This is a genomic window from Geodermatophilus sp. SYSU D01119, assembly GCF_054049975.1.
Map to the genome: position 1 here is coordinate 14,097 of NZ_JBJGYL010000031.1, position 16,298 is coordinate 30,394.

The 16,298-nt window shown below is 74.5% G+C and carries 13 protein-coding genes; 9 read left to right on the top strand and 4 right to left on the bottom strand.

What is annotated here, in order from left to right; genetic code table 11:
• Nucleotides 1-22 precede the first annotated feature (22 nt).
• Complete coding sequence (locus tag ACI79X_RS19875) at nucleotides 23-385, top strand: peroxiredoxin (protein ID WP_457027146.1); 363 nt, start codon at nucleotides 23-25, stop codon at nucleotides 383-385.
• Here the strand turns inward: ACI79X_RS19875 and ACI79X_RS19880 are convergent.
• A complete protein-coding gene (locus ACI79X_RS19880; RefSeq protein ID WP_457027147.1) occupies nucleotides 375-2,957 on the bottom strand; it encodes an ATP-binding protein in 2,583 nt (860 codons plus the stop codon). The genes ACI79X_RS19875 and ACI79X_RS19880 overlap by 11 nt on opposite strands.
• Nucleotides 2,958-2,991: 34 nt before the next feature.
• A complete protein-coding gene (locus tag ACI79X_RS19885; RefSeq protein ID WP_457027148.1) occupies nucleotides 2,992-4,524 on the bottom strand; it encodes a serine/threonine protein kinase in 1,533 nt (510 codons plus the stop codon).
• Between the two features lie 115 nt (nucleotides 4,525-4,639).
• Here ACI79X_RS19885 and ACI79X_RS19890 point away from each other — a divergent pair, with 115 nt between their 5' ends.
• The 4 genes from ACI79X_RS19890 to ACI79X_RS19905 are packed head-to-tail and all read left to right on the top strand — an operon-like array spanning nucleotide 4,640 to nucleotide 9,381.
• Entirely contained in the window at nucleotides 4,640-5,707 is a 1,068-nt protein-coding gene (locus ACI79X_RS19890; protein WP_457027149.1) for an ATP-dependent DNA ligase, read from the top strand.
• 35 nt (nucleotides 5,708-5,742) lie between these two features.
• Nucleotides 5,743-7,308 carry an alpha/beta hydrolase gene (locus ACI79X_RS19895; RefSeq protein ID WP_457027150.1) on the top strand — a complete coding sequence of 522 codons (1,566 nt, stop codon included), beginning with the start codon at nucleotides 5,743-5,745 and terminating at the stop codon, nucleotides 7,306-7,308.
• Between the two features lie 26 nt (nucleotides 7,309-7,334).
• Nucleotides 7,335-8,408 (top strand): DNA polymerase domain-containing protein, encoded by a 1,074-nt coding sequence (locus tag ACI79X_RS19900; RefSeq protein ID WP_457027151.1) that lies wholly within the window; start codon nucleotides 7,335-7,337, stop codon nucleotides 8,406-8,408.
• Between the two features lie 49 nt (nucleotides 8,409-8,457).
• Nucleotides 8,458-9,381: a tyrosine-type recombinase/integrase gene (locus tag ACI79X_RS19905; RefSeq protein WP_457027152.1), complete on the top strand. Its 924-nt coding sequence runs from the start codon at nucleotides 8,458-8,460 to the stop codon at nucleotides 9,379-9,381.
• Between the two features lie 29 nt (nucleotides 9,382-9,410).
• Here the strand turns inward: ACI79X_RS19905 and ACI79X_RS19910 are convergent, their stop codons facing one another.
• Complete coding sequence (locus ACI79X_RS19910) at nucleotides 9,411-9,782, bottom strand: hypothetical protein (protein WP_457027153.1); 372 nt, start codon at nucleotides 9,780-9,782, stop codon at nucleotides 9,411-9,413.
• Nucleotides 9,783-9,910: 128 nt separating this feature from the next.
• Between ACI79X_RS19910 and ACI79X_RS19915 the strand changes: the two genes are divergently transcribed.
• Both ACI79X_RS19915 and ACI79X_RS19920 read left to right on the top strand, forming a co-directional pair.
• Complete coding sequence (locus ACI79X_RS19915) at nucleotides 9,911-11,896, top strand: primary-amine oxidase (RefSeq protein WP_457027154.1); 1,986 nt, start codon at nucleotides 9,911-9,913, stop codon at nucleotides 11,894-11,896.
• Nucleotides 11,897-11,943: 47 nt separating this feature from the next.
• A complete protein-coding gene (locus ACI79X_RS19920) occupies nucleotides 11,944-12,537 on the top strand; it encodes a TetR/AcrR family transcriptional regulator (protein WP_457027155.1) in 594 nt (197 codons plus the stop codon).
• Between the two features lie 4 nt (nucleotides 12,538-12,541).
• Here the strand turns inward: ACI79X_RS19920 and ACI79X_RS19925 are convergent, their stop codons facing one another.
• Nucleotides 12,542-13,129, bottom strand: a complete 588-nt coding sequence (locus tag ACI79X_RS19925) for a TetR/AcrR family transcriptional regulator (RefSeq protein WP_457027156.1) — start codon at nucleotides 13,127-13,129, stop codon at nucleotides 12,542-12,544.
• A 285-nt stretch (nucleotides 13,130-13,414) separates the two neighbouring features.
• Between ACI79X_RS19925 and ACI79X_RS19930 the strand changes: the two genes are divergently transcribed.
• Nucleotides 13,415-14,911: an APC family permease gene (locus tag ACI79X_RS19930; protein ID WP_457027157.1), complete on the top strand. Its 1,497-nt coding sequence runs from the start codon at nucleotides 13,415-13,417 to the stop codon at nucleotides 14,909-14,911.
• A 31-nt stretch (nucleotides 14,912-14,942) separates the two neighbouring features.
• Nucleotides 14,943-16,289, top strand: a complete 1,347-nt coding sequence (locus ACI79X_RS19935; RefSeq protein WP_457027158.1) for a flavin monoamine oxidase family protein — start codon at nucleotides 14,943-14,945, stop codon at nucleotides 16,287-16,289.
• Nucleotides 16,290-16,298: the final 9 nt, after the last annotated feature.

A 16,298-nucleotide genomic window follows, 5' to 3' on the forward strand; every position in this document is an offset into this window, starting at 1 on the left:
GCCGCGACCGCAGGAGGACGTCATGGGCAAGGCCGTCGTCAGTCTCGCCACCGGTCTCGAGGACCCGGAGAAGGTCACCGTCGCGATGCTCATGGCCGTCGGCGCCGCCGAGACCGGCCGCGAGACGGTCGTGTTCGCGGCCAAGGAGGCCGTCCGGCTGGCGCTGGAGGGCACCGCGGTCGGCACCGCGTGCGCCGGGTGCCCGCCGCTGCCCTCGCTGATGGACCGCTTCCTCGCCGCGGGCGGTCGGTGGTTCGTCTGCCCGGTCTGCTTCGAGGCCAAGCAGCTCGACGCGGGCCGGCTGGTCAAGGGCGCCGAGCTGGCCGGGACCATCCCGCTCTGGACCTGGATCGGCGACGAGGGCGCCACCACCTTCAGCTACTGAGCAGCCCCAGCTCCACGGCCCGGCGGACCGCCTCCCGCCGGCCGCCGGCGCCGAGCCGGCCGAGGACCGCGGTCACGTGGTGCTCGGCCGTCCGCGGCGAGACGACCAGCCGCGCGGCGATCTCCGCGTTGCTCAGCCCCTCGGCCAGCAGCCGCAGCACCTCGGCCTGCCGGGCGGTCAGCCCGGCCGGGTGGGCGCGGGAGGTCCCCCGGCGGCCGTGCCGCACGGCGAGGCCCAGCTCCCGCATCCGCCGGGCCACCCGCGCGGCCAGCGGCGCGGCGCCCAGCGCCCGCGCCGTCTCCAGCGCCTCCGCCAGCGCCGTCGGCTCGTCGAGGGCGGACAGCCACAGCGCCCGGTCGCGCGGCCAGCCGATGGCGCCGAAGGCGTCGGCGGCGGCCCGCGGGTCCGCGGCCAGCAGGGCCGCGTGCGCCGGGGCGGACGGGCCGGCGGCGTCGTGGCGCACCCCGGCCAGCGACGCCCAGGCCGCGAGCCGCCCGCCGCCCCAGCCGACGGCACCGGCCGCCCGGGCCAGCTCCACGGCGCGGGCGGCGCGCGCGCCGGGCAGCGGCCGCCCGCGCACGAGCGCGTCCTCGACCTCCAGCTCCAGCACCGGCACGAGGCGCTGCAGCTCGCCGGTGCGGTCGGCCCGCGCCGCGACGTCGGCCAGCCGCTCGACCGCGTCGGGGTCACCGCGCCGCACGGCCCGCTCGGCCAGCAGCGTGCGCGCCAGCAGGTCGCTCACCGAGCCGTCGCGGCCGGCCTCCGCACGGGCGGCGGCCTCGACGTCCACCGGTTCGCCGGCGCGCAGCCGCAGCCAGGCCGTCGTGAGCCGGGCGTAACCGCCGAGCGCGTCGACCTCGTGCGCCGCGGCGTGCGCGGCCGCCCGGTCCGCGGCCGCGCGGGCGGCGTCCGGCCGCAGCCACAGCAGCTGCGTCCAGGCCAGGTTGACCAGCGCGCGCACCGCCTCGTGGTGGTCGCCGCACGCCGCGGCCGCCCGGTGCGCCTCCTCGAGCGTCGCGGTGGCCGCGGGGTCGGCCTGCGCCTCGACGGTCCCGGTGGTCACCCGCGCGTGCGCGGCGGTGGCGGCGTCCCCGAGCCGGTCGGCCAGCGCGGCCGCCCGCCGGCCCTCCGCGAGCGCCTCGTCCGCGCGGTCGCCCAGCATGGCCAGCTGCGCCCCCGCGGCCCGGGCGCGCGCCAGGTCGGCCGAGTCGCCGAGCGGCTCCAGCAGCGCGACCGCCTCGGCCGCCTCCCGGCGCGCGGCCGCGCCGTCCCCCGCGTACCAGTGCAGCCGCGCGCGGACCCGCGCGCACCGGCCCAGGCCCCGCCGGTCGTCGGTGGCGCGGTGCGCGACCGCGGCGGCGTCGACGGCCGCCAGCGCGTCGGGGACCCGGCCGGCGAGGTACGCGGCGCCCGCCAGCTCCTCGTACAGCGCGGCCCGCTCCGCGTCGGGCAGCGCCCCGGCCAGCGGCACCGCGCGGCGGTAGTGGGCGAACGCCTCGCGGTTGGCACCCGCCGCCGCGGCGGCGCGGGCGGCGGGCAGGGCGGCCGCGGCCAGGGCGGCGACGTCGCCGGCGGCCTCGGCGTGGTGCACGAGGTCGGCGGGGTCGGCGCCCAGGCGCTGCAGCGCGGCGAGCACGGCCGCGGACAGCCGGCGCCGGTCGGCCGCCGGGAGCGCCTCGGAGACGGCGCTGCGGGCGAGCTCGTGCCGGAAGGCGACGGCGTCCGGTCCGACCCTCAGCAGGCCGGCCCGCTCCGGCTCGGCGGCCGACGCCGCCCAGCCCGGGACCGTCGCGTCCAGGACGTCGGTGCCGGTCCGCGCCGGCACGACCGACACGAGCTCCACCAGCGCCCGGGCCGCCGGCGACAGCGCGGCGACGCGGCCGGTCACGGCGTCGCGCACCGACGGCGGCGGCGCCGTCGTGCCCGCGGCGGCGAGCTCGGTGACGTAGAACGGGTTGCCGCCGGTGAGCGCGTGCACCCGCGCCGCGCCGTCGCCCACCGCCTCGCCCACCGCCTCGCCCACCGCCTCGCCCACGAGCTCGGCCACCGCGGCCGCCGACAGCGGCTCCAGCGGCAGCCGCGTGACCGCCGGCGGCGGCAGGGCGGCCAGCGCGGACCGCAGCGGCGCGCCGCCGTCCGGCTCGGCGTCGCGGTAGGTGAGCACCAGGACGGCGGGGAGCCCGGGCACCCGCCGGCCGAGCGCGCGGACGACGTCGAGCGTCGCGTCGTCGGCCCAGTGCACGTCCTCGAGCACCAGCACGGTCGGTCGGGACAGCTCGGCGAGCACCGCGTCCAGGACGTCGCCGCGGCCGGCCAGCGCCGCGGCCAGCGGGCCGCCGGCCTCCCGGGCGACGTCGCGCAGCGGACCGTGCGGGCGCGGCGTGGCCAGGTCGTCGCAGCGGCCGGTGAGCACGCGGACACCGGGGACCCGCACGGCCGGCCCGGTCACCAGCGCGGTCTTGCCGATGCCCGCCTCGCCGGTGACGAGCACGACGCCGCCGCGGCCGGCCGCCGCCGACCGCGCGGCCGCGGCGAGGGCGGCCAGCGGCTCCTCCCGCTCCAGCAGGCGCACGTCCGGACGCTAGCCCCACGGGGCCGCGCGCCGGTCAGTCGTCGCCGCCCCGGCCTCCCCGCCCGTTCCCCCGGCCGTTCCCGTTCTCGTCGCCCTTGCCGTTGCCGCGCCCCTCGTCCTCGCCCTCGTCCTCCTCCTCGCCGGGCGCCGGGGAGGGCGCCTCCGTCGTCGGCGCGGTGGTCGGCGGGGCGGGGGCCGGCGGCGGGGCGACGGCGTGCGTGACGGTGACGACCGTGCCGGGCGCGAGCGCGCCGACGGGGTCGAGGGTGATCACCTGGCCGTCGGGGACGTCGGCGGTGGTGACCGGGCGCGGCGTCACCTGCAGGCCGAGGGCGGTGAGCTCCTGCTGCACCTCGCCCACGGGGCGGCCGACGTAGTCGGCGGCGGCCACCGCGACCGTCGGGTCCGGGGCCGGCGCCGAGGTGGTGGTGGGGGCGGGAGCGGCCGGGGTCCCGCCGTCCCCGGCGTTCGCCAGCACCACGCCGACGACGACGGCCAGCGCCGCGAGCAGCGCCACGAGCGCGACCAGCAGGCGCCGGCGGCGTGGCTCGGGCGCCGGCGGGGCGGACGGGGACGCGGGCGGTGACACGGGCGGCGACACGGGCGGCGACGCCGCGGCCGACGGCACGGGCGGCGGCGTCAGCACCCGGGTGGCCGGCGGTGGGACGGCGCCGCCCAGCACCGCGGTGTCGGCGCGGGCGAGCGCGGCCGCGCCGGCGGCGGCGGCGCCGGGCGCACCGCCGGAGGTCACGGCGTCGAGGGCCGCGCGCAGGGCCGCGCCGTCGGCGAACCGCCGGGCCGGGTCCTTGTCCAGCGCCCGCTCGACCACCGCCCGCAGGCCGGCCGGGACCTCTTCCGGGAGCGGCGCCGGCGAGGCGTGCACCTGCATGAGCGCGACCTGCATCGGCGTCTCGCCGTCGAAGGGCAGCCGCCCGGTGAGGCACTGGTAGCCCACGAGACCGAGGGAGTAGACGTCGCTGGCCGGGGTGGCGGGCAGGCCCGACACGAGCTCCGGCGCCATGTACTGGGCGGTGCCGATGACCTGCCCGGTGCCGGTGAGCGCCGCGCTGGCCGACGACCGCGCGATGCCGAAGTCGGTGATCTTCACCGTGCCGTCGGTGGCGACCAGCACGTTGCCCGGCTTGACGTCGCGGTGCACGACGCCGGCCGCGTGCGCGGCGCCGAGGCCGGCCGCCGCGTCCCGGAGCAGCCGCGCCGCCTCCGGCGGGTCGAGCGGGCCGCGGGTCAGCAGCCCGGCGAGCGACTCGCCCTGCACCAGCTCCATGACCAGCCAGGCGACCGGCTCGCCGTCGGCGCCGTCGCTGCCCTCCCCGTAGTCGAACAGGGTGGCGATGTGCGGGTGCACCAGACCGGCGGCGTGCTGCGCCTCGGCGCGGAACCGGGCGCGGAACGTCGGGTCGCCGCTGAACTCGCCGCGCAGCACCTTGACCGCGACGTCGCGCCGCAGCAGCTCGTCGCGCCCGCGCCACACCTGGCCCATCCCGCCGGTCGCGAGCAGGGACTGCAGCGTGTACCGGCCGCCGAGCGTGCGCACGCCCGCCGTCACCGGCCTCCCCCGTCTCCCGGATGCATCCCCCGAGGATCCCGCACGCCCCCGGGGACCACCCGTCCGGTCGACGTCGTCGTGTGCCGTGTCGGGCCCCGCTGGTTGACTGACCTGCATGGACCTGCCCGTGCTGCCGCCGGTCAAGCCGATGCTGGCGAAGGCGGCCACGAAGCTGCCCACCGCCGACGGGCTGTTCTACGAGCCCAAGTGGGACGGGTTCCGCTGCATCGTCTTCCGCGACGGCGACGAGGTCGAGCTCGGCAGCCGCAACGAGCGCCCGCTGACCCGCTACTTCCCCGAGGTCGTCGCCGCGGTGAAGGAGGCGCTGCCCGAGCGCTGCGTCGTCGACGGCGAGATCGTCGTCCCGCAGGGCGACCGGCTGCACTTCGAGTCACTCCTGCAGCGCATCCACCCCGCGAAGTCGCGGGTGGACCTGCTCGCCGAGCAGACGCCGGCGCACCTCGTGGCCTTCGACCTGCTGGCGATCGGCGACGAGTCGCTGCTGGAGACGCCGTTCGCGCAGCGCCGCGCCCGGCTGGAGCAGGTGGTCACCGGCACCGACCGGGTGCACCTGACCGCGCTCACCCAGGACGCCGCCACCGCGCAGCGCTGGTTCCAGGAGTTCGAGGGCGCCGGGCTCGACGGCGTCGTCGCCAAGGCCCCCGACCTGCCCTACGGGCCCGACCAGCGGCTGATGACCAAGGTCAAGCACGTGCGCACCGCCGACTGCGTGGTCGCGGGCTTCCGCTGGCACAAGAGCGGGCCGATCGTCGGGTCGCTGCTGCTCGGCCTGTACGACGACGGCGGCCTGCAGCACATCGGCGTCGCGGCGTCCTTCCCCATGGCCCGGCGCGCGGAGCTGGTGGAGGAGCTGGCGCCCTACCGCGCCGACGCGCTCGACGGGCACCCGTGGCAGGACTGGGTCAACGCCGAGCTGCAGGAGGACGGCGAGCACCGGATGCCCGGGGCGCAGAGCCGCTGGAACGCGAAGAAGGACCTGTCCTGGGTGCCGCTGCGGCCCGAGCTGGTCGTGGAGGTCAAGTACGACCAGCTGGAGGGGCGGCGGCTGCGGCACACCGGGCAGTTCCTCCGCTGGCGTCCCGACCGGGCGCCGGAGAGCTGCACCTACGACCAGCTCGACGTGCCGGTCCGCTACGACCTCGCCGAGGTCTTCACCGGATGACCGGCGGCGGCCCGTCCCGACCTACGGTGGACTCCATGCGTCTGCGCCGCGGCATGCTCGCCGCCACGACCGGACTGCTCCTGGCGGTCACCGGCTGCACCTCGTTCTCCGAGTCCTCCGGCGGCGCCGACGCGTCGTCGTCGGCGGCCTCCTCCACGCCCGCCGAGCCCGAGGCCGCGCCCATCACCTGGACCGACTGCGACGCGCAGATCACCGACCTGGTCGCGGGCACCCCCGGCAGCGAGCGCGACCTGGCCTTCGAGTGCGGCCGCACCGAGGTGCCCATCGACCACGACGAGCCCGACGGCGCCACGCTGCCGCTGTTCCTCGTCCGCGCGGCGCTCGCCGGCCAGACCGACCGGATCGGCTCGCTGCTGGTCAACCCCGGCGGCCCCGGCGGCTCCGGCGCCGACGCGGCGATCGGGCTGGCGCTGACCATGCCCGAGGACGTGCTCCGCCGCTTCGACCTGGTCGGCTTCGACCCGCGCGGGGTCGGCCTGTCCACCGCCGTCGAGTGCATCCCGGCCGAGCTCAAGGACCGGTCCACCGCCGCCGAGCCCCGCCCGACGACGCAGGCGCAGCTCGACGAGGTGCTGACCCTGGCCGACGAGGCCGCCGACGCCTGCGCCGACGAGTACGGCGACGCGCTGGGGACCTTCAACACCGTCGACACCGCTCGCGACATGGACCTGCTGCGGGAGGCGCTCGGCGACGAGCAGCTGACCTACCTCGGCTACTCCTACGGCACCACGCTCGGCTCCACCTACGCCGAGCTGTTCCCGCAGAACGTGCGCGCGCTGGTGCTCGACGCCGTCGTCGACCCCGACGCCGACCCGCAGGAGAAGGCCGAGTCGCAGGCGGCCGGGTTGGAGGCGAGCTTCGACGCCTTCGCCGCCAACTGCACCGGCCTGGTGTCGGGCTGCCCGCTCGGCGGCGAGCCGCGGCGGTTCCTCGACGAGCTGCTCGCCCAGGCCGCCGGCGCGCCGATCCCGAGCGCCCGGCCCGGCGAGACCCGGACGGCGACGCCCGGCGTGATCATGACGGCGGTGCTGTCGGCGCTGTACGACACGGCGTCGTGGCCGCAGCTGTCGCAGTCGCTGGCCGCCGCGCGCAACGGCGACGCCGCGGGCGTGTTCTCCCTCGCCGACTCCTACACCGGCCGGCTCGAGGACGGGTCGTACACGAACCTGATCGACGCCAACCTCGCCATCAACTGCGCCGACACCCCCGAGGACGAGACCTTGTCCGAGGAGGAGGTGCTGCAGCTCGCGCAGGACTGGTCGGCCCGCTACCCGCTGTTCGGCGCGGGCTCGGCCGCCGGGCTCTACAGCTGCTCGACGTGGGACGCCCCGCGCACGCCGCTGCCCGAGCGCGACGCCGAGGGCAGCGCGCCGATCCTGGTCGTGGGCAACACCGGCGACCCGGTGACCCCGCTGCCAGGCGCGGAGGACATGGCCGAGGACCTCACCGCGGGCTCGCTGCTGGTCTGGCAGGGGCAGGGCCACACCGCCTACCCGAAGACCGACTGCATCAGCGCCGCCGTCAACGCCTACCTCATCGACCTGACGGTGCCCCAGGACGGGCTGACGTGCCCGGCCTGAGCCGTCCCGACCCCGGGAGCTGACGGGTGGCCAGCAGCAAGGACGCCGTCGTCCTGACCGTCGACGGGCACGAGGTGCGGGTCTCCAGCCCGGAGAAGCCGTACTTCGCCGAGCACGGGATCCGCAAGATCGACGTCGTCGAGTACTTCGTCGCCGTCGGCGAGGGGATCCTGTTCGCCCTGCGGGACCGGCCGACGACGCTCGAGCGCTGGCCCGGCGGGGTGTTCGAGGGCGCCCGGCTGTCCACCCGGATGGACAACACCGGCGACGCCTTCTACCAGAAGCGGGTGCCCAAGAACGCGCCCGAGTGGGTGCCGACGGCGCACATCACCTTCCCCAGCGGGCGCACCGCCGACGAGATCGCGCCCGACTCGGTCGCCGTCGTCGCGTGGTGCGCCAACCTCGGCACGCTGACCTTCCACCCCTGGCCGGTGGACAAGGCCGACGTCGAGTCGCCGAACCAGATCCGCATCGACCTCGACCCGCAGCCGGGCACCGACTTCTCCGATGCCGTCCGGGTCGCGCCGCACGTGCGCGAGCTGCTGCACGAGTTCGGCATGGAGGGCTGGCCGAAGACCTCCGGCGGGCGCGGGGTGCACGTGTACGTGCCGATCCAGCCGCGGTGGACCTTCACCGACGTGCGCCGCGCGGTCATCGCCTTCGGCCGCGAGCTGGAGCGCCGGCTGCCCGACCGCGTGACGATGTCGTGGTGGAAGGAGGAGCGCGGCGAGAAGATCTTCATCGACTACAACCAGATGGCCCGGGACCGCACGATCGCCAGCGCCTACTCCATCCGGCCGAAGCCGCACGCGCCGGTCTCCGCCCCGCTGGACTGGGACGAGCTGCCCGACGTCCACCCCACGGACTTCACCGTGCTGACCATGCCGGAGCGGTTCCGCGCGGTCGGTGACAAGCACGCCGGTCTGGCCGGGCACGCGTTCGGCATCGAGCCGCTGCTCGAGCTCGCCGAGCGGCAGGCCACCGACCTCGGGCTCGGGGACATGCCCTATCCCCCGGACTACCCGAAGATGCCGGGCGAGCCGATGCGGGTGCAGCCGAGCCGTGCCAGGCGTCCCACCAGCGAGAACGCGTCGTCGTGAGGTCCTCCGAGACCTAGCACAGCGCTCACTCGCCCGATAACCTGCCGCCGTGGCGATCCGGCTCGAGGACCTGCTGGCGTCCTTCCGGCGGCACCTGCGGGCCGCCGCCAAGGCGCCGCGGACGATCGAGCTGTACGGCCAGAGCGTCGAGTACTTCGGCCGCTGGCTCGCCGACCGCGGCCGGCCGGCGACGCTGGACGAGCTGACCAGGCACGCGATCAGCGCCTGGCTGGCCGAGCTCGCCGAGACGTGCGAGCCCTCCACCGTCGGGACCCGGCTGCGCGGCATGCGCCGGTTCTGCCGCTGGCTGGTCACTGAAGGAGAACTGGAGAAGGCACCCACCGACGGCATCGAGATCCCAAGCCCACCCGACAAGCCTGTGCCGATCCTCAGCGACCAGGAGATCGCCGCACTGCTGACGGCGTGCGCGGTCGGCCGTGGCAGGCCGGGTGTGTTCAACCGCGCGGTGTTCCTCGGCCGCCGCGACGAGGTGGTGCTGCGGCTGCTGCTCGACACCGGCGTGCGGGTGTCGGAGCTGTGCGGACTGGAGCTGACCGACGTCGACCTGGACCGGGAGCTGGCCTACGTCACCGGCAAGGGCTCCCGTCCGCGGGTGGTGCCGTTCGGTGCGAAGACCGCGCAGGCGGTGGATCGCTATCTACGGGCGCGGGCCCTGCACCCCTACGCCCGGTCGCCGCGGCTGCTGCTCGGCCAGCGCGGCCCGATGACGCCCGATGGCGCCCGCGACGTGCTGCACACCCGTGCCACGCAGGCCGGGGTCGCCGACGTCCACCCGCACCGGTTCCGGCACACGTTCGCGCACAGGTGGCTTGCTGGAGGAGGACAGGAGCGGGACCTGATGATGCTGGCCGGCTGGCGCAGCGACGACATGCTGTCCCGCTACGCCGCCTCAACAGCGGTCGAGCGTGCCCACGACGCCCACAGGCGCCTCGGTCTCGGAGATCGACTCTGATCCGGTGCATGGCGGACCGTCGCGCGCCATCAGGCGGGGTCCCCGACCGGTCGTAGGTCAAGGGTCGCGCGGCCGTCGAGCACCAGTCCCCAGGTGGCCGACGCCAGCCCGACGGCGGCGATCACGGTCATCGCCGCTCCGACCGCATCCGGCGTCCCTCCGTGCTGCGCCGCACCATGCCCGCCGGCGAGCAGCGGATGCACTCCCCCCATGGCCGCCGACACCACGGCCATCTGCACCCAGGTCCGGCGCCGCGGCAGCAGGACCAGGTGCAGGGCGCACGGCAGGCAGGCCATGCCCATGACGACGAGGACGAGCAGGCGCGCGGGGCTGCCCTCCGGGTGGCCGATGAGCGTCAGGACGTGCAGTCCCGCCGAGATCACGGCAACCGTCGCGGTCACGGTCCGCAGGACGCGCCCCGGACGGGCCGCATTCGTATTTGCAACGCGGACTTCACATACCGAGACGCCGGTTGTAGCGTGGGTCACGCAGTCTTTCTACATCCGTAGAACCAAGACAGGGAGTCCTCATGGCCGCACCCGCCCAGGCGCCGCCCGCGACCCACCCCCTCGCGCAACTCACCGCCGGCGAGGTGACCGCCACCAGGACCGTGCTCGCCGACGCCGGTCTCGTCGCCGAGTCGACACGGTTCGTCTACCTCGGGCTCGAGGAGCCGTCCAAGGACGAGCTCTACGGCGACGGCACGCCCGACCGTCGAGTCCGCGCGCTGCTGCACGACGTCAGCCGCCCGGCCGCCCGCGACGTGGTCGTCTCACTGACCCGGGGCGAGATCCTCTCCGACCGCGCCCTCGACGCCGCCACGGACGGCCAGCTGCCCGTACTCGATGAGGAGTTCGCGCTCGTCGAGGAGGTCCTCTCGACCGACGAGCGGTGGCTGGCCGCGCTGGCCGCACGGGGGCTCGACGTCGCCGACGTCCGGGTCGCCCCGCTGTCGGCGGGGGTCTTCGAGTACCCGGAGGAGGAGGGCCGCCGGATCCTGCGCGGCCTGGCGTTCCGCCAGGACCATCCGCGAGACCACGCCTGGGCCCATCCGATCGACGGCCTGGTGGCCTACGTCGACGTCATGGACAAGACCGTCGACCAGGTCATCGACCTCGGCCCGGTCCCGGTCCCCGAGGAGTCGGGCAACTTCGACGACCCGGCCGTGACCGGTCCGATGCGCACCACGCAGCGACCGATCGAGATCACCCAGCCCGAGGGGCCGAGCTTCACGCTCGAGGGCAACCTGCTGACCTGGGAGGGCTGGCAGCTGCGCGTGGGCTTCGACGCCCGCGAGGGCCTGACGCTGCACCAGCTCGGCTTCCTCGACGGCGACCGGCTGCGCCCGATCATCCACCGCGCCTCGATCGCCGAGATGGTCGTGCCCTACGCCGACCCCTCCCCCGTGCGCTCCTGGCAGAACTACTTCGACACCGGCGAGTACCTGGTCGGCCGGTACGCCAACGCTCTCGAGCTCGGCTGCGACTGCCTCGGCGACATCACCTACATGGACGCCGTCATCGCCGACGAGCGCGGCAACCCCCAGGTGCTGCGCAACGCCATCTGCATGCACGAGGAGGACTTCGGCGTCCTCTGGAAGCACACCGACCTGTGGGCCGGCTCCTCGGAGACCCGACGGCAGCGTCGGATGGTGATCAGCTTCTTCACCACCATCGGCAACTACGACTACGGCTTCTACTGGTACCTCTACCTCGACGGCACCATCGGGTTCGAGGTCAAGGCCACCGGCGTCGTGTTCACCTCGGCCTATCCGGGCGAGGGGTACCCCTACGCCTCCCAGCTGGCACCGGGGCTCGGCGCGCCGTTCCACCAGCACCTGTTCAGCGCACGGCTGGACATGATGCTCGACGGCCGCACCAACAGCGTCGAGGAACTGGACTTCGTCCGGGTCCCGATGGGACCGGACAACCCGCGCGGCAACGCCTTCGCCCAGCGGCGCACCCCGCTGCGCCGGGAGTCCGAGGCCCAGCGGATGGCCGACCAGTCCGCCGGCCGCGTCTGGCACGTCACCAACCCGAACAGCCGCAACCAGCTGGGCGACCCCGTGGCCTACGCCCTGCTGCCCGAGGGACAGCCGGCCCTGCTGGCCGACGAGGGCAGCTCGATCCACCGCCGGGCCACCTTCGCCACCAAGCACCTGTGGGTCACCCGCTACGACCCGGCCGAGCGCTACGCGGCGGGCGACTTCGTCAACCAGCACGCCGGCGGCGCCGGTCTCCCGCAGTACGTCGCGGCCGATCGCGGCCTGGAGGCCACCGATCTCGTCGTGTGGCACACCTTCGGGCTCACCCACGTCCCACGCCCTGAGGACTGGCCGATCATGCCGGTCGACTACACGGGCTTCCGGCTCAAGCCGGTCGGCTTCTTCGACCGCAACCCCACCCTCGACGTCCCCCCGAACGCCACCGCGCACTGCCTGGCCCGGTCGACCGGCGACGTGACCGGCGGCAGGAGCGACGCAGGAGCCACCGACGGCGGCTGCTGCCATGGCTGACCTCGTCGTTGGGGACACTGGCGTCTCCGACGACGAACGGGGCACCCGTGCCGAAACTGGTGGACCACGAGACCAAGCGCCGCGAGATCCTCGAGGTCACCTGGCGGATCATCGCCACACGCGGCGCGGACGCGGCGACGATGCGCGAGATCGCCCGTGAGGCCGGCCATGCCAACGGTGCGCTGGCGTACTACTTCGCCGGCAAGGACGCCCTCATCGAGGCCGCCTACACCTACGTCTACGACCGGACCAACGACCGGATCCGGGAGGCGACCGTGGGCCTGCGCGGAGTGGCGGCGCTGCGCGCCTTCCTCGTGGAGGTCCTGCCCACCAGCGAGCTCACCCGGCTCGAGGCCCGCATCGTACTGCCCTTCTGGAGCCGTACGGTCGCCGACCAGCGTTTCGCCGAGCTCAACGACGCCGCCATGCAGCGGTGGCGCAGGGAACTCGGTGAGCTGCTCCGGCAGGGCCGGGAGGACGGCGACGTCACGGTGGACGTCCCGGACGGCGTTCTCGCCGAGCAACTGCTCGCCATGGCCATGGGTCTGCAGGTGCTGGCCACCACGCACGGCGCCCCTACACCGGCGACGACCCAGCTGGCGATGCTCGACGCCTTCCTCGCCGGTCTCCGTCCCCGCTGACGCGCTACCCCGCGAGGGGACGCAGGAGCGCGCGCAGTCGCTCCAGACCACCCCGGCTGGCCGCCGCGTCACCGAGGCAGACCTGCTGGAACACCAGGCCGTCGACGGCAGCGAAGACGAGGTGCACCAGCCCGTCGTCCGCAGCGATGCCCGCAGCCTCGAGCTCGGCCCTCAGCGCCTGCCGATAGGTCTCATAGACCTGCTCGACGTGCGGACGCAGTTCAGGCCGGCGCCGGGCCTCCAGGATCAGCTCGTACTGGAACGCCTGGTCGTCGGGGTTGGCCTGCACCATCTCGACGACGCCGGCGAACAGCGCCTCCAAGTCGCCGCTGCCCGGAGCGGCGCTGATCGAGCCGACGCTGTTGGCCAGCGAGAACTCCAGGGCGGCCTCGAGCAGGGCGTCCCGGGTACCGAAGTGGTGCGCCACCAGCCCGTGGGCGACACGAGCCTCCTGCGCGACCGATCGGTAGGTCAGGTGGCGCAGCCCCCGGGTGGCCACGACGTGGACGGCCGCCGCGAGCAGAGCCTGTCGGCCCTCGCCATAGCCCGGTGCCGGGCGCGCGGTCATCGCCGCCGTCTCGGTCCTCGTCATGCCACCCCGTTCCTCGATGGGTCGACGGTACGCACGACGTCATGCCTCACGCGGACGCGACCCGGCCAGCGCGCCTGACCGTGCAGGAAAGTGAAGCTGACCACTTGACCAGTTTCGGGCGCGCGTGCATCCTCTGTGTCGACGATCACAACTGTCCAGTTGGACAGTTCCGCTCGTAGCGCCGGTACTCCGCAGTCCGCCGTCTCGGATCAGGGACGGCGCCGCTCTCCCGCTGTCGTGGTTCCCGCCCGCAGCGTGGTCCGCCGCCCATTCATCGGAGCAACCATGTCCCAGGCAACGCACCCCCCGGCCACCCCCGTCGACCAACGGGGCGGCAACCGCCAGCTCAAGCGCGGCGCGATCGGCGTCGTCGGCATCCTGTTCTTCGTCCTGTCCGCCCAGGCGCCGTTGACGGGCATCGGCGGAGCGCTGCCGCTGGCCGTCGCGCTCGGCAACGGCTCCGGTGCACCCGCGGCTTACCTGGTGGTCGGCCTCGTGATCGCACTCTTCGCGGTGGGCTTCATCGCGATGAGCCGGCACGTCACCGAGGAGGGCGCCTTCTACGCCTACATCGGCCGTGGTCTCGGGCGCCGGCTCGGCACCGGCTCGGCACTGCTGGCGCTGTGGTCGTACAACACGGTCCAGGCCTGCATGTACGGCCTCTACGGCTTCATCGTGTCCTTCCTCCTGGACACCTACCTCGGCTTCGCTCCTCCGTGGTGGGCGTGCTCACTGGTCACGATGGCCGTGGTGCAGGTGCTCGGGTCCCTGAACATCGACCTCGGCGCCCGTTTTCTCGGAGTGCTGGTCGCCGCCGAGATGTCGATCCTCCTGGCCTTCGCGCTGGTCACCCTGTTCACCGGTGGCGGCCCCGAGGGGTTGAACCCCGGCGCATCGTTCGCCCCGTCGGCCTTCCTCGCCGGTGCACCCGGCATCGCCCTGACCTTCGGGATCGCCTCGATGTTCGGCTTCGAGTCGACGGCCATCTACTCGGCCGAGGCCAAGGACCCCGCGCGCACCGTGCCGCGCGCCACGTACCTCGCCGTCGCCACGATCGCGCTGTTCTTCGCGCTCGTCTCATGGATGGTCGTCAGCCACTACGGCGCCAGCCAGGTCGTCGGCGCCGCCGGCAGCGCGCTGGAGTCCGGCGACGGCACGGTGCTGCTGTTCGCTGCCATCTCCGACGCCCTCGGCCCGTGGGCGGCCGAGGTGGGCGGCGTGCTGCTGGCAACCTCGCTGCTGGCCGGGATCCTCGCGTTCCACAACGCGTCGAACCGCTACGTCCACTCACTCGGACAAACGGGCATTCTCCCGTCGGGCGCCGCCCGCACGACGCGGCAGGGTGCGCCGTACGTCGCCAGCGCGCTGCAGACCGTCCTGGCGCTGCTCCTGGTCATGCCGTTCGCGGTCCTCGGCATGGACCCCGTTCTCACGCTCTTCGCCTGGTTCAGCGGCGTGGCGGTGCTCGGGCTGGTCGTCCTGTACTTCCTGACGTCGATCTCCGTGGTCGTCTTCTTCCGCCGGACACACCTGGACACCCGGCCCTGGCAGACGCTCATCGCCCCGGTCCTCGCCGCCGCGCTGATCGCCGCGCTCGCTGTCCTGGTGCTGACGAACTTCACCCTGCTCATCGGGGGCTCGGTCGGTACTGCTCTGCCGTTGATCGCATCCGTTCCGCTGGTGGTGCTCGTCGGAGTGGTGCTCGCGTCAGTCCGTCGGACGGCGCCTGATGCCGACACCCCGGCCGCCGCGTCGAACCTGACCGGCGCCACCTCCCACTGACCGTCCTCCGTACGCCCTCCAAGGAGAAGACATGAGCACCTCGAACGATGCCGACGTCATCGTCATCGGCGCCGGGTTCGCCGGCGTCACGGCCGCCCGGGAGCTGCACCGGCAGGGACACCGAGTGCTGGTCCTGGAAGCCCGCGACCGCATCGGCGGCCGAACCTGGACCGACAGCCGGCTCGGCCGCGACCTGGAGATGGGCGGCACCTGGGTCCACTGGATCCAGCCGCACTCCTGGGCCGAACTCAGCCGGTACGGCATCGACGTCAAGCCCTCTCCCACCCCGGTCCGCGGTCATTGGATCAGCGGCGGCGCCCTGCACAGCGGTACGGCGGACGACCTGCTCGCCGTCATCGACCGCGGCATGACAGCCAGCACAGCAGAGGCACTCACGCACTTCCCGCAGCCCTACCGGCCACTCCTGGGCGGGGACTCACTGACCACGATCGATTCCCTGACGATCCGCGAGAAGCTGGAGCAGATCGGCCTGGCCGCCGACGAGTTCGACGCCGTCGAGGGCATGTGGGCGACGAACTTCAGCGGCCGGACCGAGGACGGCGGCTACGCGCAGGCGCTGCGCTGGTGCGCACTGGCCGGCGGCAGCTGGCAGCTGATGTTCGAGGCCTGCGCCACCTACAAGGTGGTGGGCGGCACCCGCCGGCTGATCGAGGCGATGGCCGCCGACGCCGGCGTGGAGATCCGCACCGGTGCGCGCGTCTCCGCGGTCACCCAGGACGACGGAGGCGCCACCGTCACGCTCCAGGACGGCACGACCCTGGCGGCGGCGGCGGTCGTCGTGACCCTGCCGCTCAACGTGCTCGACGCGGTGACCTTCGACCCACCGCTGTCGGAGGGCAAGCGCCGGGCCGCACATCAGGGTCAGACGTCCCAGGGGGTCAAGGTCTGGGCACGGCTGCGCGGCGAGTACGAGCCGTTCGTCGCCCTGGCCCCGGGATCGGCACCACTGACGCTGTGCCAGGTCGAGGAGGTCGGCGACGGCGAGACGCTCGTGGTCGCCTTCGGTTCGGTCAGCGAGCGGCTCGACGGCAACGACCGGGCAGCGGTCCAGGAAGCCCTGCGCGCCTGGCTGCCCGACGTCGAGGTGCTCGAGACGACGAGTCACGACTGGGTGTCCGACGACCTCTCGGGCGAGACCTGGCCGATGCAGCGGGCGGGACAGCTCACCGGAGCGCTCGCCGAACTGCAGCGACCGGAGGGGCGCGTGACGCTCGCCGGTGCCGACTACGCGAACGGGTGGGCCGGCTTCATCGACGGCGCCATCGAGAGCGGCATGCGCGCCGCGCGCCACGTGCACACCTTCCTGACCACGGACGACATGGTCCTGCCCGAGCAGCCGGCCCTGTCCCAGTCCTGACCCACCACC

What these genes read in the sequence shown, in the direction of transcription:
- ACI79X_RS19875 (WP_457027146.1), top strand. Translation starts at nt 23, where the DNA reads ATGGGCAAGGCCGTCGTCAGTCTCGCCACCGGTCTCGAGGACCCGGAG.
- ACI79X_RS19890 (WP_457027149.1), top strand. Translation starts at nt 4,640, where the DNA reads ATGGACCTGCCCGTGCTGCCGCCGGTCAAGCCGATGCTGGCGAAGGCG.
- ACI79X_RS19895 (WP_457027150.1), top strand. Translation starts at nt 5,743, where the DNA reads ATGCGTCTGCGCCGCGGCATGCTCGCCGCCACGACCGGACTGCTCCTG.
- ACI79X_RS19915 (WP_457027154.1), top strand. Translation starts at nt 9,911, where the DNA reads ATGGCCGCACCCGCCCAGGCGCCGCCCGCGACCCACCCCCTCGCGCAA.
- ACI79X_RS19925 (WP_457027156.1), bottom strand. Translation starts at nt 13,129, where the DNA reads ATGACGAGGACCGAGACGGCGGCGATGACCGCGCGCCCGGCACCGGGC.
- ACI79X_RS19930 (WP_457027157.1), top strand. Translation starts at nt 13,415, where the DNA reads ATGTCCCAGGCAACGCACCCCCCGGCCACCCCCGTCGACCAACGGGGC.
- ACI79X_RS19935 (WP_457027158.1), top strand. Translation starts at nt 14,943, where the DNA reads ATGAGCACCTCGAACGATGCCGACGTCATCGTCATCGGCGCCGGGTTC.